Genomic DNA, 18,086 nt, shown 5'->3' with positions numbered 1-18,086 from the left:
AACGCCATGTCTCGGTGCCTAGTAGCCCGTAGAACAAAGGATTAGGCTGAGGGCATGAAATGGGATCCAGCTAAGTACACAGAATTCTCCGATTACCGCGGACGTCCATATAAAGACTTGCTCGGGCAGCTAACCGAAATTGAGCCGAAAAATATTGTCGATTTGGGCTGCGGACCGGGGAATATGACTCGGCTGTTGGCGCAACGATGGCCCGATGCTCAGGTGACCGGTCTGGACTCTTCTGCGGAAATGATCGCGAAGGCTAAGTCTTCGGAACATGAACCGAACCTAGATTTTGCCTTAGCTGATGCCACCACATGGCGACCCGCCGAAAACCTAGATCTGTTGTTCTCCAATGCGATGTTGCAATGGCTTCCGAATCACCGCGAGCTACTGTCCTCATGGTTGGGCACTATGAAACCCGGAGCCTATGTAGCGATCCAGATGCCAGGGAACTTCCGTTCACCTTCTCATGCGCTGATGCGCGAAGTGGCCGAAAGTCCAAAGTGGATTCAGAAGCTCGGGGGAGTACTACGCGACGGCCACGTTGTGGGAGAACCAGAGGAGTATCAGCGGCTATTGCTGCAGCAAGGATTCCAAGCAAATGTCTGGGAGACAACATTCCAGCAATTGTTGCCCGGCGATGACCCCATTGTGGATTGGGTTCGCGGTACGGCACTATTGCCGGTGAAAGCGGTATTGGACGCAGAGGACTATCTAGAATTTGAGGATGACTATCGAGCGGTAGTCAGCATTCACTACCCATCGGTGCAGACCCCGGACGGTACGAAGCTAACAAACTTCCCATTCCGTCGAATATTCGTGATCGGTCACAAACTGACCCAGTAGCGGGCAGGCACTAGTTTCTGCAGCAATTCAGGCAGAACTTTCACTGCGATGATCACGCTCAAGGTGCCTAACGCCAGCCCCGAAACTACATCGTGGAAGTAGTGTGCCCCGACGCCGACCCTAGACAGACCGATAACTATAGCTAGTGGGATCGCATACTTGGCCAGCTTCGGGACCACCAGAGTGCACGCCGTGGCGATAGCGGCCGCGACTACAGAATGATTGGACGGCCAAGACCAGTCTCCCGAGGCCGGGCAAGCCATCGCGGTGAGCACATCAAGAGAATTGCACGGTCGTTCCTCGCGGAAAATTGCTTTGATGAGTTCACTGAGCACATAGCCAATTCCAGCGCCAATGCCACCGGAGGCTAGAGACAAAAAGGGTGGACGATCCCGAAACCAGCAAGTGATGGTGAGCGCAACGGCGCCTAGCACTAACAGCTTGAGCAGGGCGTCGGAGCAAAAAATCACGATAGCCGACAGCAAAGATGAGGAAACGACGACGCCACTGATGCCCGAGTACAGGACATCACGCAGCGGGAAAGATAGCGCGGCGATGAGGACCAGTGCGACAACTACCATTGCTGGTCGAGTCGGTCGGATCTTATATTTCGCGGTGGGGGAAAGACTCACGAGTGGCGATTATACGGATCCGGGCTGTGCGCCAAATTCAGTGAGCTATCACCGAACTGCCAGTGCGAGATGCCCACAAGTAAACCTTGGGGCATCCGGCGACACTGTTTACCAGCCGCGTTCGCGCCACTGATCAAGATGCGGGCGTTGTTCACCTAGGGTCGTTGTGTCTCCATGCCCGGGCAATACTTTGGTTTCGTCTGGGAAGCGATCGAAGATTCGTTCGGAGACGTCGGTAATCAGTGAGAGGAAGCGCTGTGGGTCTTTCCACGTGTTGCCAACGCCGCCGGGGAAGAGGCTGTCACCGCTGAGTACGACCGGCTGTCCGGAGGAATCAACTAGCGCATAGCCAATGGAACCTGGCGTGTGTCCGCGCAGGTGGATGGCTTCAATAATTACGTCGCCGAGCTTTAACTGATCACCATGGTTCAACCCGTTGGTGATTTGAACACCAGATTCTTCAGCGATGCCGGTCATGTCCTCGGCGCCGGCATAGGTAGTAACAGGGTATTTTTCGACGATGTCGGCCAACGCACGAATGTGGTCCCAATGCTGGTGTGTGGTGGCAATACCAACAATTTGGGGATCTTGCGCATCACCTTGCGAGGCCTGAATGAGTTCTGCAATTGCAGGGACGTCGTCGGCAGCATCAACAAGCAGCTGCTCGCCGGTCCCTCGGTGAGTAATGAGGTAAACATTGTTTTCCATGTCGGAAACGGAGGTCCAGCGGATGGTCACGTCATCTAGCAATAGTTCGTTCATACCACTCACACTACGACGGAATATATGGTCAACGCGACCATTAAAGATAGGCTCGGGACAACAGAAGATACAGTTCCAACGAATGGAGCACAGCATGAGCGAACTAGCATTCATCAAGATTGACCCCAACTCCACCGTGGCGCCGTACCAGCAGGTCCGGGAACAAATACTCTCCGCCATTGCTAAGGGAAAGCTTGCACCAGGTACAAAGCTGCCTTCAGTTCGGGCGTTGTCCGGGACGCTGAATCTGGCGGTTAATACAGTAGCCAAGGTATACAAGGAGCTAGAACTGCAGGGGGCCGTCGTCACCCGTGGTCGTCACGGCACCGTGGTACAGGCGGCCGACGATCGCGGTGAGCAGGAAGTCAGCGATGCCGCAGCAGACCTGGCTCGGATTGCGCAGCTATGGTCAGTGGATGAAGCGACCGCCGTGAAATACCTGCGTGCCGCTTTTAGCTCTTTGCCACGCTGAGAAATGACGAGCTTGATGTAGCGCGAGCTACCTAGTAGTGCGCCACTGGGCGCCATAGCGCTGTGATGTTCCGTATCAAGGAACGGTTCTAAAAGTTTGTGGATAACCCTCTTGGGCCTTTGAAATCTGGGTTTAGACTCTGGAACTAAATCAATGTTCCCGGGGCAGGAAAACACCATGAATTCGACTGCACATCGCCACGTAACTTCGAAAAGCATCACCGCAATTACCATCAGCGCACTGATCCTCAACGGTGCCTTGGCCGGTTGTACTGCCAACAAGACTGAATCCAGTCCCGCGCCTGCCGAGCAAGCCGAGAAAGCCGAGGAACAAGTTCCCGTTCCCGCGAGCTTTGCGTGGAAAACCGAAGAAGTTCTCGTATCGGATCCAACCGTAATTGACGATGTGGCCATTGCCTATCGACGTGTTGGCCCGCAGCTGGAAGTGATCGCGCGGAATCTGAAAAACGGTAAGCAAGTGTGGAAGGACGAGGCACTCGGTGCAGCCGATGCGCGAGGCATCAGTCCAAGTATCGAAACCGTAGAACATGATGGCAAGAACTACGTGGCCTATACCGGAACAAGAACGGACGCCGTGGGGACACTCTAGATCGTCGATGTTGCCACTGGTAAACCAGTGAAGATCAACAACAATTTTGAACTTTGGGGAAACCGGCCAAATGTCTGCGGCAAGACTTTCTGCACTGAAGGTTCAAAGGTGCGTAATGAGCAGTATCTTGACCATCAGCACATGAAATTTGATTGGTCCAGCAAGCAATGGTTCACGGTACCTGAGAACAAGCTCGAATTCGGGTACCAGCAAGGTGGGCGCCATCTGGGCGAAGGCATCTTCTCCTACTGGGACAAGAACGACAAACAGATGCGCAATTTCTCCAAAGGAACCAAGACGTTGTGGGAACGGCCCTACGAAGAAGTCTTCGCTAAAGGGTATTCAACATCCGGCGGCTGGAACTGGACAAGCGTAGAAAAAACAAAGAAATTCTGCTCGGCTCTGGCTCACACAGCCAGGGCGATTTCTTTGAAACCGATAAAAAGAGAGCTGAATACCGGCTTGCCGATCTGTCGAAACTTGTTGCGCTTGATGCGAAGACCGGAAAAACCTTGTGGTCCCAAGCGGGTATCTCGCCACGGTGCGGATTCGACTCGCCCCAAATAAACGAAGCCAATGACGACACAATCGTTATTTGCTACTACGACGGGGCAATCAAACACTGACGGCGAGAAAAGATGACTACTACTCGGTGGAAATAGACGATGCTGCGTGGAGCGCGGTTGCATTGGATGTGAAGACCGGCGGCAAAAAAGTAGCAATACAAACTTAGCGATCCTTACGACTACGATGCCAGGGTAGAAACGGCTGGAATACCGCGCGTCGACGATAATACCTCGATACTTCCACTCAGGGGTGGCGACAAAGCGGTTAGTAACGCCGATGGCACCGTTGTCCCATTGGCGGATGTTGTGGGAGAAAACGCAATTTGTTCGGAAGATCGCGAGCCATACTTTATTTACTCCGCGACCTTAGGTACTGAAGTACCAACGGAACACAAAGCATCGGGGGACACCAGCTTCGATGAGGCCGAAATAGTGTGTAAGCGCGGGACATGGAAACCGAGTAAGGGCATGACGACGGTACAAGAATTTCGACGGGCAGGGTACGACGAGAAAGAAGTTGTTGTACTCAACGGCTTAGAAGGCATGATGGCTTACCGAATGACGGCTACGGACGGGCAGTAAGGCGCAGATTGGCGCTCGCCGAATGCGTTGGTGAGCCTGTGAAAAAATTTCTGTGAGATAGAACCACTCGTACACTTATTCGAAGTAGTTTTCGATTAGTATGGGCTCGTGGCTACTACTGCAGACAGCAATAAAACAGATCTTACGCGCCTGATCGTCAAGGGCGCGCGTGAGCACAACCTTAAGAACGTAGACATTGATCTACCGCGTGACGCGATGATTGTCTTCACCGGGCTTTCCGGTTCCGGCAAATCCTCGCTCGCTTTCGACACGATCTTTGCCGAAGGTCAGCGTCGTTATGTCGAGTCACTTTCTGCGTACGCCCGCATGTTCCTCGGGCAGGTAGACAAGCCGGACGTGGACTTCATTGAGGGCCTTTCTCCAGCGGTGTCGATCGATCAGAAGTCGACCAGCAAAAACCCTCGTTCAACCGTCGGTACGATTACCGAGGTCTACGACTACATGCGCCTGCTCTGGGCCCGTGTTGGTCACCCACATTGCCCGATTTGTCATGAGCCGATCTCCAAGCAGACTCCTCAGCAAATCGTGGATCAGTTGATAGAGCTACCTGAAAAAACTCGTTTCCAGATCCTCGCTCCGGTTGTTCGTTCACGCAAGGGTGAGTTTGTTGACCTCTTTGCGGAGCTTTCCTCAAAGGGCTTCTCGCGTGCCCGAGTTGACGGCGAAACGATCCAACTTAATGATCCTCCGAAGCTTGCCAAGCAGGTTAAGCACACCATTGAGGTAGTGGTTGACCGTCTAGCAATCAAGGAAGATGCCCGACAGCGTTTGACGGATTCCATCGAGACGGCTCTGGGCATCGCCGATGGTCGAGTATTGGCCGACTTTGTTGACCTGGATGCCGATGATCCCAAACGTGTCCGCTCGTTCTCCGAAAATCTTGCGTGCCCTAATGAGCACCCGCTAGCCATTGATGAGATTGAGCCTCGCACTTTCTCCTTCAACAACCCATTCGGTGCTTGTGCTGCCTGCTCTGGTATCGGTACCAAGCTCGAAGTTGACGAACACCTGATCGTTCCCGATCCGGAGGTCACCTTGGCTGAGGGTGCTATCGCTCCGTGGTCACTGGGTAAGGCAACCACCGAGTACTGGAACCGTCTTATTGAGGGGCTCGGCCAAGAACTTGGCTTCAGCATGAGCACTCGGTGGAAAGACCTGCCAGCCACGGCTCGCGAAGCGATTCTCAGCGGTAAAGACCACAAAGTTGTTGTTCAGTACAAGAACCGTTTTGGCCGCGAACGCAAGTACTCCACTGGTTTTGAAGGCGTCATCTCCTACGTGCATCGCAAGCATGAAGAAACCGAGTCGGATCACGCTCGCGATCGTTACGAGCAGTACATGCGTCAGATCCCATGCCCTACTTGTGGTGGCGCGCGACTGAACCCAGCTTCCCTTTCGGTGCTCGTCGGCGGCCGTTCCATTGCAGAGGTTTCTGCCATGGACCTGCGCAGTGCAGCAAACTTCCTATCTAACATTGAGCTCTCAGCGCGTGAAGCGAAGATTGCAGCTCAGGTGGTTAAGGAAATCGACGCCCGCATGAAGTTCTTGCTGGACGTTGGACTGGAATACCTGACTCTAGAGCGTGCCGCCGGAACACTTTCAGGCGGCGAAGCGCAGCGTATTCGACTTGCCACCCAAATTGGTTCAGGCCTGGTGGGCGTGCTGTATGTTCTCGATGAACCTTCGATCGGTTTGCACCAGCGAGATAACCGACGCCTGATCGATACCCTTCTGCGCCTGCGCTCATTGGGTAATACTTTGATCGTCGTGGAGCACGATGAAGACACCATCGCTGAGGCCGATTGGATTGTTGACATCGGTCCAGGTGCGGGCGAGAACGGTGGCGAAGTTGTCCACTCCGGATCTGTCGAGGGACTCAAAGCCAATACACGCTCTTTGACCGGTGACTACCTGTCGGGGCGCAAGCAGATCGACATCCCTACCAAGCGACGCAAGGTTGATAAGGATCGCAAGCTCAAGGTCGTTGGCGCCAACGAGAACAACCTGCAGGACGTATCGGTTGAATTCCCGCTGGGTCTGCTTACGGCAGTGACCGGTGTATCTGGTTCAGGTAAATCGACCTTGGTCAACGACATCCTGTACAAGGTGCTGGCCAACAAGCTCAACGGTGCCAAGCAAGTGCCAGGTCGCCACACCCGAGTGTTGGGTTTGGAGCACTTGGACAAGGTCGTGCATGTTGACCAGTCGCCAATCGGTCGTACTCCACGGTCAAACCCTGCCACCTACACCGGTGTCTTTGATCATGTCCGTAAGCTTTTCGCGGAGACCAATGAAGCGAAGCTACGCGGTTACCAGCCAGGGCGCTTCTCATTCAACGTGAAGGGTGGACGTTGCGAATCTTGCTCCGGCGACGGAACGCTCAAGATCGAGATGAACTTCCTGCCTGACGTCTACGTTCCGTGCGAAGTTTGCCATGGGGCACGCTACAACCGCGAGACCTTGCAGGTGCTCTACAAGGGCAAGAACATCGCTGACGTTCTGAATATGCCAATCGCTGAGGGTGCAGAATTCTTCAGTGCATTCACCCCGATTGCGCGCCACCTTCGCACACTGGTTGATGTGGGCTTGGGCTACGTCCGCCTTGGACAGCCTGCCACCACTCTGTCCGGTGGTGAGGCTCAGCGCGTGAAGCTCGCCGCCGAATTGCAGAAGCGTTCCAACGGTCGGTCCATCTACGTTTTGGATGAGCCCACCACTGGTCTGCACTTCGAAGATATTCGAAAGCTGCTGCTGGTCTTGCAAAGCCTGGTCGACAAGGGCAACACCGTTTTGACCATTGAGCACAACTTGGACGTCATCAAGTCTGCCGATTGGGTGATTGATCTAGGTCCTGAAGGCGGATCCGGTGGTGGAACTATCTTGGCGACCGGAACCCCGGAAAAGGTAGCCAAGGTCAGCGAGTCGCATACCGGAAAGTTCCTCGCGGAAATCCTGTAGAACACGGTGCGCGGATCAGGGAAATATGCCTTTTCAGTCATGGATTCCTGACCCGCACCCGCTTCGTGGGAAGATAGCTAAGTGAATATGTCGGTAACAAGTGCGCTCTTCGATCTTGACGGGACTCTCGTGGACCCCGCAGGTGCCATTACTTCGGGAATTCGCCATGCCCTTGTGGCTCACGGATTAGCCGATCCGGGGGAGTCACGAGTTGAAGCTTTGGTCGGTCCACCGTTGCAAGTGGGACTTCGAACCATTGAAGGCGTCACCGACACAAACATCGATCAAATCATCGCCACTTACCGTACGCGCTACGAAGAAGCCGGCATGGATGAGTCGAAGGTGTATCCCGGGATCATCGAGCTGTTGCAGGCACTGCGTCGCGCGAATATCTACGTTGCGGTCACGACGGCAAAACCGGTGAATATTGCCCGGTTGTTATTGGACCGCAAGGGATTGACCGAACACCTTGATGCAATCCACGGTAACGACGGTGAACACGGCGCCATGGGTTCAAGCAAGACACATATTGTTGCTGCCGCATTGAAAGACGCCGAGTTGGACGCGTCGTCCAGCGTAGTGATCGGCGATCGATACTACGATGTGGATGCGGCACGAGAAAATTCGGTCTCATCCGTCGGCGTAGCTTGGGGCTTCGCTCAAGGGGACGAACTTTCCCATGCTGACCTACTAGTAAACACCACGCAGCAATTGGCCGTAGCTCTGCTAGGGAAGCAGGCAGCTAAATCATTAGAACTTGAACCAAACGTCATGCAGGAAGGTGCAAAATAAATGAGCATCTACACCATGACCCGTTCTTCGATTCGCGGCGTCATCCATGGCGTGTGCCGTGCCGAGGTTACCGGACTTGAAAACGTCCCCAAGGAAGGCGGATTTATTGTCGCCTCCAACCACCTCTCCTTCTTTGACTCGCTCATTATCCAAGCCTTGACGCCCCGCGACGTGGCATTTTTTGCGAAGGCAGAATATTTCACAACTCCCGGAGTCAAAGGAAAGTTGATGAAGACTTTCTTCGAATCCGTAGGCTCAATTCCAGTACAGCGTGGTGAGCAGGCTGCCTCGGTGGCTGCCCTGGATTCACTAGTGGAGATCATCGAAGAAGGCGGGGGCATCGGAATCTATCCCGAGGGCACCCGCTCGCGCGACGGTAAGCTCTACCGCGGTCGAACCGGTGTGGGTTGGCTTGCGCTAACCACTGGTGTTCCTGTGGTTCCTGTCGGACTGATTGGTACTGAAAAGTTACAGCCTGCAGGTTCTAAAGGATTTAGGCCCGCAAAATTCCAGATTCGTTTTGGTGAACCACTGCAGTTTGACCAGCTGGGGCGCAAACATCCGCTGCCGCAACGTCGTCAGGCAACTGACCAGATCGTGGATGCGATTGCCGCTCTGTCCGGTCAAGAACGCGTGGATTCATACAACCAGTTACCTCCAGACGCGAAATGACCCATGGCTGATCCAGCAAGTTACCGTCCGAAAACTTCGGACATTCCAACTAACCCCGGTGTGTATCGTTTCCGTGACGAACACGGCCGGGTGATTTATGTTGGCAAAGCCAAAGTTCTCCGCAATCGACTGACGTCTTACTTCGCCAATCCAGATCGGCTCACGCCCAAAACACGGACCATGGTCTACACAGCAGGCAGCGTGGAATGGACCGTTGTTGGTTCAGAGCTTGAAGCTCTGCAGCTGGAGTACGTCTGGATCAAGGAATACAACCCGCGGTTTAATATCGTCTTCAGAGACGACAAGTCTTATCCCTATCTTGCGATCACGCTCAACGAGAAATACCCTCGTGCGTTGGTCATGCGTGGAGATAAGCGCAAGGGCGTTAAATACTTTGGCCCCTTTTACCCCGCCAAAGCAATCCGCGAAACTCTAGATACCCTGCTGCGTGTCTTCCCTGTGCGCAGTTGCGCCCCTGGTGTCTTTAAACGAGCAGAAGCCTCGGGGCGCCCGTGTCTGCTCGGATATATCGACAAGTGTTCCGCACCCTGTGTGGGCCGGATCTCCCAGGAAGACCACCGCCAGCTCGCCGATGATTTATGTACCTTCATGGGTGGCGAAGCAACCAAGTTCACCAGGGCACTAACGGTGAAAATGCAGGATGCTGTAGCGGAATTGGAATACGAAAAAGCCGCCCGCTACCGTGATGATATCGCCGCATTGAAGCGAGTCTTTGAACGAAACGCAGTGGTTTTGGACGACCGTACTGAAGCCGATATTTTCGGTGTGCACGGCGATGAATTGGAAGCATCCGTTCAGGTGTTCCATGTTCGAGACGGTCGAATCCGGTCACAGCGCGGTTGGGTTGTTGAGAAGGTCGCGGACGTAACCGACGCCGAATTTGTTGAGCAATTGCTCACCCAAATTTATGCTGACCACGCGGACCGCATTCCTCGTGAAATTCTTGTGCCATCCCTACCCGATGACATTAACGACGTGACGCAGTGGCTTTCAGAGCTACGCGGTTCCAAGGTTTCTTTGCGCGTTGCCCAACGCGGCGACAAGGCTGCGTTGGCCGGGACTGTGAAAGAGAATGCGGAACAGGCACTTCGACTTCACAAGTCCAAGCGTGCAGGGGACATCACAACCCGTTCCTTGGCCATGCAGGAACTCCAGGAAGCACTGGGTGCCCAACAAGCACTACTGCGTATTGAGTGCTACGACGCGTCGCATACTCAGGGAACCAACGTGGTTGCCTCCATGGTGGTCTTTGAAGATGGGCTTCCGAAAAAGAGCGAATATCGTAAGTTCTCGATCACTGGGGATGCCGCACGCGACGATACCGCGAGCATGTACGACGTCATTTACCGACGCTTCAGCCGCTACCTCAAAGAGAAGGTTGACCCTGCCTCCTTTGCAACTGGTGCGGTGACCGAGGATGAGATAGGGGAGAGCACCAAAAAGAAGTTCTCTTACCCGCCGTCATTGGTGATCGTGGATGGTGGCCCGCCTCAGGTTGCTGCCGCGCAAAAAGCCATGGACGATCTGGGGATCGACGATATACCTGTAGTTGGTCTAGCTAAGCGCTTGGAAGAACTGTGGCTACCGGATGATCCGTTCCCGGTGATTCTTCCGCGCGCTTCTGATGCGCTGTACCTGGTCCAACGATTGCGCGATGAGGCGCACCGATTCGCCATCACCTTCCACCGTGAGAAGCGTGCCAAGTCCATGATTGCCTCTGATCTGGACGCTGTCCCAGGTCTTGGCAAAGCTAAGCAAGCAGCGCTGCGTAAGCACTTTGGCTCCATGAAGAAGATCCGTGCAGCAAGTATTGCTGAACTGGTTGAAGTCCCAGGGGTGGGAGAGAAACTTGCGACAATCATCAAAGACTCCCTCGAAGATGCTTCACTTACTGGTGTGAATATGACGACAGGCGAAATTGTCGACTAGCCTTGGAATATGACCGCTGAGTATGAAGCCGTAAAACCGCCTGAGTCTGAACTGGTGATCGTAACTGGCATGTCAGGTGCCGGTCGAACCACCGTTGCCCACGCCTTGGAAGACCAGGGCTGGTATGTGGTGGAGAACCTGCCACCGGCCATGCTTGGCCCGCTGACTGAAATGATGAGCCGTTCGCAGGGATCCATCCCCAAGATGGCCGTAGTCATGGACGTGCGTTCCAAAGAAATGTTCCCGGAGATTCGCGACGCGCTAGCCAACCTGACAGCTAGCGGAGTGAAATTCCGACTGGTCTATCTCAACGCCAGCGATGAAGTTCTGATCCGACGATTTGAACAGGGTCGCCGCCCGCATCCGCTACAGGGTGACGGTCGAATTGTTGACGGGATTACCAAGGAACGCGGTATCACCGATCAGCTGCGCGAAGCCGCGGAAATCGTCTTGGACTCTTCAACGATGTCGGTGCACGATCTGGCGCGTTCGGTGACCGAGCTCTTTAGTGAGTCCGGTCCGATCATCCTACGCATCAATGTCATGAGCTTTGGCTTCAAATACGGTCTTCCAACCGATGCCAACTACGTGGCCGACGTGCGCTTCATCCCTAACCCACACTGGGTTCCAGAGTTGCGCCCCCAGACCGGACAGGACAAAGAAGTTTCTGACTACGTCTTGAACCAAGAAGGCACTAGCGACTTCATTGAGAACTACCTCAAAGCTCTTGAGCCTGTATTTGAGGGCTACCGCCGCGAAAATAAGCACTATGCCACCATTGCGGTAGGCTGCACCGGAGGAAAGCACCGCTCGGTTGCCACCACCATTGAACTTGGCCGACGATTGGCACAGTTCCCTAACGTTCGCGTGAGCATCAGCCACCGCGATCTAGGACGCGAGTAAAAACATGGCCTTTGCAACCGGTCCCATTTCGATTCAGGGACTAACCCGAGGCGACGATCAGCGCAACCCTTCAGTTGTCGCATTGGGCGGAGGGCACGGTCTGTCCTCCTCACTGTCGGCACTACGCCGACTGACTACCGAGCTCACCGCCGTTGTAACCGTGGCCGATGACGGTGGAAGTTCAGGGCGCCTACGTGGCTCCTTTGACGTGTTGCCACCGGGGGACTTGCGGATGGCTTTGGCTGCGTTATGTGACGACACCGATTGGGGCCGAACCTGGCGCGATGTCATGCAACACCGCTTTGCATCAGACGCGAACCTTGAAGAGCCACTGAACGGTCATGCGGTAGGAAACCTACTGATTTTGGCCCTGTGGGAACTTTTGGATAATCCAGTGGCAGGACTACGTTGGGCTGGAGCGTTGCTTGGCGCACGCGGCCAGGTTCTGCCGATGAGTACCATGCCGTTGTCCATCCATGGGGATGTGCTCGAATCCGATGAGAATGACTCGTTGGTTCGTCGAAGAATTGAAGGTCAAGCGAAACTGGCACGCGCCGGAGCCGGTGGTTTGGTCACCAATGTTCGTTTGGAACCAGCCGATGCGCCGGCATGCTCCGAGGCTTTGGAATCCATTGAGCTGGCCGACTGGGTCATCCTAGGTCCGGGATCTTGGTACACCTCGGTGCTGCCACATTTACTGTTGCCCGATATGCGTCAGGCAATCGCGTCAACTACAGCAAAAAAGCTGCTGACGATGAACTTGTCGATGGATACCGATGAGACCAACGGGATGGATGCTGCAGCGCATCTTGAAGTGCTCAGCCGCTATGCGCCAGAAGTAAAATTCGATGCGATTATTGCTGATGAATCCAAGATTGTAAATCGTCAGAGATTTGAGCTGGCAGCGCAAAAACTGGGTGCACGCGTCTTTTTTAGTACAGTAGGAGTATCTGACGGTCGTGCAGTGCACGACCCGTTGCGACTAGCGGCGGCCTATCACGAGGTGTTTACCGCGATCGGATCTTAGGAAGATCCTAGTAAGGGAGTTTGATTCATGGCATTGACGGCTTCCGTCAAAGACGAGCTGTCGCGAGTAGAGATTCGCAAACCTTCGGTACGTAAGGCCGAGGTTTCGACGATGCTGCGCTTCAGCGGGGGACTTCATATTGTCTCCGGGCGAATTGTCATTGAAGCTGAGGTGGATCTCGCTGCAACTGCCCGTCGGCTTAAGATGGCCATCGGCGAGTTGTACGGCCACGAGGCAGAGATCGTTATGGTCTCAGGTTCCGGCATCCGTAAGGGTAGTCGTTACATCGTCCGCGTCGCCAAAGACGGAGAAGTGCTCGCTCGGCAGACTGGGCTACTAGATCAGCGAGGTCGACCTGTTCGAGGTTTGCCTTCGGTGATCGTTAACGGTTCCACGGCCGATGCTGAAGCAGTCTGGCGCGGCGCCTTCTTATCGCACGGTTCCTTGACCGAACCCGGGCGCAGTTCTGCATTGGAAATTACTTGCCCCGGCCCAGAGGCAGCATTGGCGCTTGTTGGCGCGGCTCGACGTTTGGGTCTGACGGTCAAGGCCCGCGAGGTGCGCGGCGTTGACCGTGTGGTGATCCGCGACGGCGACGCAATTGCGCAGCTTTTGACCCGCATGGGTGCCCACGATGCCTTGATGGTGTGGGAAGAACGCCGCATGCGTAAAGAAGTTCGTGCCACGGCCAACCGGCTGGCAAACTTTGATGATGCCAACCTGCGTCGCAGTGCCCAGGCAGCAGTTGCTGCTGGCGCTCGCGTAGAACGCGCACTGAGCATTCTTGGCGAGGAAGTTCCTGAGCACCTTCGCTACGCTGGGCTGCTTCGCTTGGAGCACAAACAAGCTTCCCTCGACGAGCTCGGTCGTATGGCTGAGCCCCCAATGACTAAGGACGCCATAGCTGGTCGAATTCGTCGCTTGTTGGCCATGGCTGACAAGAAGGCCAGTGATCTGGGAATACCAGGCACGGAGTCCAGCGTTCCAGTAGACGAACTGGAACATTAAAAATGTCCCCGTGGGAGCCCTCCTACGGAGATTCATCCGAAAGAGAAAATTGAGGAGAATCATGGCTGTATATTCACTGCCAGAACTGCAGTACGACTACGCTGCACTCGAGCCAAACATCTCGGCTCGCATCATGGAGCTGCACCACTCCAAGCACCACGCAACTTACGTCGCTGGCGCTAACTCGGCACTGGAACAGCTGGCTGAAGCCCGCGAAAAGGGCGAATTCGGTAACATCCCGAAGCTGTCCAAGGACCTGGCATTCCACTTGGGTGGACACACCAACCACTCGATCTTCTGGAACAACCTGTCCCCAGAGGGTGGCGACAAGCCAGAGGGCGAGCTGTCCGCAGCAATCGATGAGTTCTTCGGCTCCTTCGATAACTTCCGCGCTCACTTCACCGCAGCAGCAATGAGCCTGCAGGGCTCGGGCTGGGCTGTACTGGCGTACGACGCACTTGGTGGCCAGCTGGTTATCGAGCAGCTCTACGATCAGCAGGGCAACATTCCAGTGGCAACCACCCCACTGCTGATGCTGGACATGTGGGAGCACGCCTTCTACCTGGACTACGTCAACGTGAAGGCTGACTACGTTAAGGCTTTCTGGAACATCGTGAACTGGGCAGACGTTCAGGCACGTTTTGAAGCAGCTCGTAAGGGTGCAGCTTCGCTAATCGTTCCCGGTAAATAAGTAATCTGGTAAGTTAGCTCACATTCTGCGCTTAAATAGCGTAGTATGTTTCAAGTGTGTTGCGGATCCCGGTGATCCACTGGGATCCGCAAAGCACGGCACAACGGAGTGTCCTTCAAAGAAGGCCACTTCCGTTTGCGGACGGTCGTGGCACAATCATCCCGTTTAGAGGAGATAGTCACGTGACAACTCGTGTTGGTATCAATGGTTTTGGCCGTATCGGACGCAACTTCCTGCGTGCAGTATTGGCACACAAGGCAGACATCGAAATTGTCGCCGTCAACGACCTTGGTTCAATCGATTCGCTTGCTCACCTGGTGAAGTTTGACTCTGTACTCGGCCCAGTGGGCGAGGCAGTATCCGTAGATGGTGACACCATCGTTGTCGGAGAACGTCGCATCAAGGTACTTTCCGAGCGCGATCCAGCAAACCTTCCATGGGGTGAATTGAACGTCGACGTCGTCATCGAGTCGACTGGTTTCTTCACCAAGGGTGCAGACGCCGGCAAGCACATCACCGCCGGTGCAAAGAAGGTCATCATCTCGGCTCCGGCCTCCGATGAAGACATCACCATCGTGATGGGTGTTAACCAGGACAAGTACGATCCTGCAAACCACAACATCATCTCGAACGCATCATGCACCACCAACTGCTTGGCCCCACTGGCCAAGGTTCTGAACGATGAGTTCGGCATTGTTGATGGCCTGATGACCACCATCCACGCATACACCGCTGACCAGCGCCTGCAGGATGCACCTCACAGCGACCCACGTCGTGCACGTGCTGCTGCATTGAACCTGATCCCTACTTCGACCGGTGCTGCTAAGGCTATCGGCGTAGTAATGCCAGAGCTCAAGGGCAAGCTGCACGGTTACGCAATGCGCGTTCCAGTTCCAACCGGCTCGGCAACTGACCTCACCGTCAACCTTGCTCGCACCGCAACCGTTGAAGAAATCAACGCTGCATTCGAAAAGGCTGCTTCTGAAGGTGCTTTGAAGGACGTTCTGGAGTACTCGACTGATCCACTGGTTTCCACTGACATCGTCACCAACCCACACTCCTCGATCTTCGACTCCGGTCTGACCATCGTTATGGGCAACAGCGTGAAGGTTGTTTCGTGGTACGACAACGAGTGGGGCTACTCCTCACGACTTGTTGACCTTGTCGGATTCGTGGGATCAAGCCTCTAGTCGATAACCTAGAGATATGTCTTCTCACACTATTGACGAATTGATCGCTGACAACGGTGTCCGCGGACGGCACGTTCTGGTCCGCAGTGACCTGAACGTGCCGCTCGACGGTGCAACTGTGACCGATGACGGCCGCGTACGCGCATCTTTGCCGGTCATCACCAAGCTAGTTGAAGCAGGTGCAAAGGTCATTGTTATGGCGCACCTGGGCCGCCCTAAGGGGCAGTTCGATGCGAAGTACTCGATCGCACCTGCAGCACAGCGCTTGAACGAACTTGCCGACTTTGATGTAACGGTTGCCGAGGATGTTGTGGGCGAATCCGCTCGCAAGGCCGCGGCAGACCTTGCTGAAGGTTCTGTACTGGTTCTTGAAAATGTTCGCTTCGATGCTCGCGAAACCTCTAAGGTTGACGCAGAACGCGAAGAGTTCGCCAAGGAATTGGCTGCTCTGACCGGCGAAAACGGCGCTTACGTGAACGACGCTTTTGGCGCCGTACACCGCAAGCACGCTTCGGTTTATGACATCGCAAGCTTGCTCCCTAGCTACCAGGGTGACCTGGTTGCAACCGAAGTCAAGGTTCTCAAGACCTTGACTGAATCTCCTAAGCGCCCCTATGTGGTGGTTCTGGGTGGTTCTAAGGTTTCGGACAAGCTTGCAGTTATTGACAACCTGCTGGGTAAGGCCGATCAGTTGCTGATCGGTGGCGGCATGGCTTTCACCTTCCTCAAGGCTCAGGGCTACGCCATTGGCGGCTCGTTGCTTGAAGAAGACCAGATTTCCGTCTGCGAAGATTACCTCAAGCGCGCTGAGCAGCTCGGTTGCGAGATCATCGTTCCTGTTGACGTTGTAGTCGCCGAGAAGTTTGGTGCCGACGCCGCACACGAAATCTTGCCAGCTGACGAGATCGAAGAAGCGAGCTTCGGTTCCAACGGATTGGGCCTGGATATCGGACCTAAGTCGGCAGAGCAGTTTGCAAGCTACATCACCAGCGCAAATACCGTGTTCTGGAATGGCCCAATGGGCGTATTCGAGATCCCGGCATTCGCTGAAGGTACCCGCACTGTTGCTCAGGCACTGGCCAACTCGGAAGCGTTCAGCGTTGTCGGCGGTGGCGATTCAGCCGCAGCCGTACGTGCACTGGGCTTCTCGGAGGACGACTTCGGTCATATCTCCACCGGTGGCGGAGCATCCTTGGAGTACCTCGAAGGCAAGACCCTGCCGGGCGTTGCCGCATTGGAAGGTTAAGAAATGACCATTTCGCAGAACGGCGCCTTTGTGCGCCAGCCGCTGATCGCTGGCAACTGGAAGATGAACATGGACCACGTCCAGGGCATCACCCTAGTCCAGAAGCTTGCGTGGACCCTCAAGGACCACGAGCACAACTACGATCGTGCGCAAGTTGCAGTATTCCCGCCATTCACGGACATCCGTGGTGTTCAGACCTTGGTTCTGGGCGACAAGCTGGACGTCGTTTACGGCGCTCAGGATTTGTCTGCACAGGATTCGGGTGCGTACACCGGCGAAATTTCGGGCCAGTTCCTGAAGAAGCTCGGTTGCACCTACGTTTTGGTAGGTCACTCCGAGCGTCGTGAATACCACAACGAAACGAACGACGTAATTGCTACCAAGTTGGCGGCTGCTTACCGTCACGAGCTGACCCCAATGCTTTGCGTTGGAGAAGGCTTGGAAGTTCGTAAGGCTGCGGAGCACGTAGAGTTCACCTTGAACCAGTTGGCTGAATCGCTGGAAGGCGTGAGCGCTGAACAGGCAGAAAACCTGGTCATCGCTTACGAGCCAGTGTGGGCCATCGGTACCGGTGAAGTTGCAGGTCCTGCAGATGCTCAGGAAATGTGTGCAGCAATTCGCGGTGCACTTGCCCAGCGTTACGGCCAAGAAATCGCTGAGAAGACTCAGCTGCTCTATGGCGGTAGTGTTAAGGCTGCGAACACGGCAGCGATCATGCGCGAGCGTGACGTTGACGGCGTGTTGGTTGGCGGAGCCAGCCTCGACGCTGAAGAGTTTGCTAATATTGTCAGGTTCGAGCAACACCTCGTAACCGACTGAATCTAGCTAAGGAACCGTCGACTTGGATATTATCAAGATCATCCTGCAGGTACTGCTGGGCATCACAAGTGTCCTGCTAACCCTCCTGATCCTGCTTCATAAGGGTCGTGGTGGCGGTATGTCGGACATGTTCGGCGGCGGCATGACCAGCTCTATGGGCTCTTCAGGCGTTGCCGAGCGCAACCTGAATCGCATCACCATTATTCTTGGTCTTGTCTGGGGCGCCGTGATTATCGGCCTAGCCCTAGTCCTGAGGTTCAGCGCCGAGGCCTAAGCGAACCTTAGATCATCAGCTGCCAATGGGCGCCTTCCACATCATGTGGAAGGCGCCCATTGA

At 54.9% G+C, this 18,086-nt stretch carries 18 protein-coding genes; 16 read left to right on the top strand and 2 right to left on the bottom strand.

The genetic code is table 11. The features are described 5' to 3' along the window. Positions 1-54 precede the first annotated feature (54 nt). On the top strand, positions 55-849 hold the full coding sequence (locus EYR88_RS04070) for a methyltransferase domain-containing protein (protein ID WP_131088439.1): 795 nt from the start codon (positions 55-57) through the stop codon (positions 847-849). Here EYR88_RS04070 and EYR88_RS04065 read toward each other — a convergent pair. Together EYR88_RS04065 and EYR88_RS04060 are read right to left on the bottom strand one after the other, a co-directional pair. After that, the gene (locus tag EYR88_RS04065) at positions 831-1,481 is read right to left on the bottom strand and encodes a phosphatase PAP2 family protein (RefSeq protein ID WP_131088438.1); all 651 of its coding nucleotides are present in this window, start codon (positions 1,479-1,481) and stop codon (positions 831-833) included. The two genes, EYR88_RS04070 and EYR88_RS04065, sit on opposite strands and share 19 nt — an antisense overlap. 108 nt (positions 1,482-1,589) lie before the next feature. Beyond that, the gene (locus EYR88_RS04060) at positions 1,590-2,243 is read right to left on the bottom strand and encodes an MBL fold metallo-hydrolase (protein ID WP_131088437.1); all 654 of its coding nucleotides are present in this window, start codon (positions 2,241-2,243) and stop codon (positions 1,590-1,592) included. 94 nt (positions 2,244-2,337) lie between these two features. Here EYR88_RS04060 and EYR88_RS04055 point away from each other — a divergent pair, with 94 nt between their 5' ends. The 15 genes from EYR88_RS04055 to secG all read left to right on the top strand — a co-directional run bounded on the left by EYR88_RS04055 (position 2,338) and on the right by secG (position 18,023). Next, positions 2,338-2,715 (top strand): GntR family transcriptional regulator, encoded by a 378-nt coding sequence (locus tag EYR88_RS04055; RefSeq protein WP_131088436.1) that lies wholly within the window; start codon positions 2,338-2,340, stop codon positions 2,713-2,715. A gap of 177 nt (positions 2,716-2,892) precedes the next feature. Next, positions 2,893-3,324 carry a hypothetical protein gene (locus EYR88_RS04050; protein ID WP_131088435.1) on the top strand — a complete coding sequence of 144 codons (432 nt, stop codon included), beginning with the start codon at positions 2,893-2,895 and terminating at the stop codon, positions 3,322-3,324. A 27-nt stretch (positions 3,325-3,351) separates the two neighbouring features. Beyond that, positions 3,352-3,891: a hypothetical protein gene (locus EYR88_RS04045; RefSeq protein ID WP_131088434.1), complete on the top strand. Its 540-nt coding sequence runs from the start codon at positions 3,352-3,354 to the stop codon at positions 3,889-3,891. Positions 3,892-4,580: 689 nt separating this feature from the next. Next, complete coding sequence (uvrA, locus tag EYR88_RS04040) at positions 4,581-7,451, top strand: excinuclease ABC subunit UvrA (RefSeq protein ID WP_131088433.1); 2,871 nt, start codon at positions 4,581-4,583, stop codon at positions 7,449-7,451. Between the two features lie 87 nt (positions 7,452-7,538). Further along, positions 7,539-8,243 carry an HAD hydrolase-like protein gene (locus EYR88_RS04035; RefSeq protein WP_131088432.1) on the top strand — a complete coding sequence of 235 codons (705 nt, stop codon included), beginning with the start codon at positions 7,539-7,541 and terminating at the stop codon, positions 8,241-8,243. Next, complete coding sequence (locus EYR88_RS04030) at positions 8,244-8,915, top strand: lysophospholipid acyltransferase family protein (RefSeq protein WP_131088431.1); 672 nt, start codon at positions 8,244-8,246, stop codon at positions 8,913-8,915. Between the two features lie 3 nt (positions 8,916-8,918). Further along, entirely contained in the window at positions 8,919-10,865 is a 1,947-nt protein-coding gene (uvrC, locus tag EYR88_RS04025; RefSeq protein WP_131088430.1) for an excinuclease ABC subunit UvrC, read from the top strand. Between the two features lie 9 nt (positions 10,866-10,874). After that, a complete protein-coding gene (rapZ, locus tag EYR88_RS04020; RefSeq protein ID WP_131088429.1) occupies positions 10,875-11,768 on the top strand; it encodes an RNase adapter RapZ in 894 nt (297 codons plus the stop codon). Between the two features lie 4 nt (positions 11,769-11,772). Then, the gene (gene yvcK / locus EYR88_RS04015) at positions 11,773-12,795 is read left to right on the top strand and encodes a uridine diphosphate-N-acetylglucosamine-binding protein YvcK (protein WP_131088428.1); all 1,023 of its coding nucleotides are present in this window, start codon (positions 11,773-11,775) and stop codon (positions 12,793-12,795) included. 27 nt (positions 12,796-12,822) lie between these two features. Then, on the top strand, positions 12,823-13,803 hold the full coding sequence (gene whiA, locus EYR88_RS04010; protein WP_131088427.1) for a DNA-binding protein WhiA: 981 nt from the start codon (positions 12,823-12,825) through the stop codon (positions 13,801-13,803). 61 nt (positions 13,804-13,864) lie between these two features. Then, positions 13,865-14,494 (top strand): superoxide dismutase, encoded by a 630-nt coding sequence (locus EYR88_RS04005; RefSeq protein WP_131088426.1) that lies wholly within the window; start codon positions 13,865-13,867, stop codon positions 14,492-14,494. 182 nt (positions 14,495-14,676) lie between these two features. Next, complete coding sequence (gap, locus tag EYR88_RS04000) at positions 14,677-15,684, top strand: type I glyceraldehyde-3-phosphate dehydrogenase (RefSeq protein WP_131088425.1); 1,008 nt, start codon at positions 14,677-14,679, stop codon at positions 15,682-15,684. A gap of 16 nt (positions 15,685-15,700) precedes the next feature. Next, positions 15,701-16,930, top strand: coding sequence for a phosphoglycerate kinase (locus EYR88_RS03995; protein WP_131088424.1), 1,230 nt, complete (start codon positions 15,701-15,703; stop codon positions 16,928-16,930). A gap of 3 nt (positions 16,931-16,933) precedes the next feature. Next, a complete protein-coding gene (gene tpiA, locus EYR88_RS03990; RefSeq protein ID WP_131088423.1) occupies positions 16,934-17,749 on the top strand; it encodes a triose-phosphate isomerase in 816 nt (271 codons plus the stop codon). 22 nt (positions 17,750-17,771) lie between these two features. Further along, positions 17,772-18,023 carry a preprotein translocase subunit SecG gene (secG, locus tag EYR88_RS03985; protein ID WP_131088422.1) on the top strand — a complete coding sequence of 84 codons (252 nt, stop codon included), beginning with the start codon at positions 17,772-17,774 and terminating at the stop codon, positions 18,021-18,023. Positions 18,024-18,086: the final 63 nt, after the last annotated feature.

This window comes from Arthrobacter sp. S41, from assembly GCF_004320535.1.
Taxonomy (GTDB): domain Bacteria; phylum Actinomycetota; class Actinomycetes; order Actinomycetales; family Micrococcaceae; genus Glutamicibacter.
This window is presented reverse-complemented; position numbering and strand designations above follow the sequence as displayed.

Bases quoted from the DNA above. Each gene is read 5' to 3' on its own strand.
- EYR88_RS04005 (WP_131088426.1), top strand. From the start codon at position 13,865: ATGGCTGTATATTCACTGCCAGAACTGCAGTACGACTACGCTGCACTC.
- whiA (WP_131088427.1), top strand. From the start codon at position 12,823: ATGGCATTGACGGCTTCCGTCAAAGACGAGCTGTCGCGAGTAGAGATT.
- rapZ (WP_131088429.1), top strand. From the start codon at position 10,875: ATGACCGCTGAGTATGAAGCCGTAAAACCGCCTGAGTCTGAACTGGTG.
- EYR88_RS04030 (WP_131088431.1), top strand. From the start codon at position 8,244: ATGAGCATCTACACCATGACCCGTTCTTCGATTCGCGGCGTCATCCAT.
- EYR88_RS04070 (WP_131088439.1), top strand. From the start codon at position 55: ATGAAATGGGATCCAGCTAAGTACACAGAATTCTCCGATTACCGCGGA.
- uvrC (WP_131088430.1), top strand. From the start codon at position 8,919: ATGGCTGATCCAGCAAGTTACCGTCCGAAAACTTCGGACATTCCAACT.
- EYR88_RS04055 (WP_131088436.1), top strand. From the start codon at position 2,338: ATGAGCGAACTAGCATTCATCAAGATTGACCCCAACTCCACCGTGGCG.
- EYR88_RS04050 (WP_131088435.1), top strand. From the start codon at position 2,893: ATGAATTCGACTGCACATCGCCACGTAACTTCGAAAAGCATCACCGCA.
- EYR88_RS04060 (WP_131088437.1), bottom strand. From the start codon at position 2,243: ATGAACGAACTATTGCTAGATGACGTGACCATCCGCTGGACCTCCGTT.
- tpiA (WP_131088423.1), top strand. From the start codon at position 16,934: ATGACCATTTCGCAGAACGGCGCCTTTGTGCGCCAGCCGCTGATCGCT.
- EYR88_RS03995 (WP_131088424.1), top strand. From the start codon at position 15,701: ATGTCTTCTCACACTATTGACGAATTGATCGCTGACAACGGTGTCCGC.
- yvcK (WP_131088428.1), top strand. From the start codon at position 11,773: ATGGCCTTTGCAACCGGTCCCATTTCGATTCAGGGACTAACCCGAGGC.
- EYR88_RS04035 (WP_131088432.1), top strand. From the start codon at position 7,539: ATGTCGGTAACAAGTGCGCTCTTCGATCTTGACGGGACTCTCGTGGAC.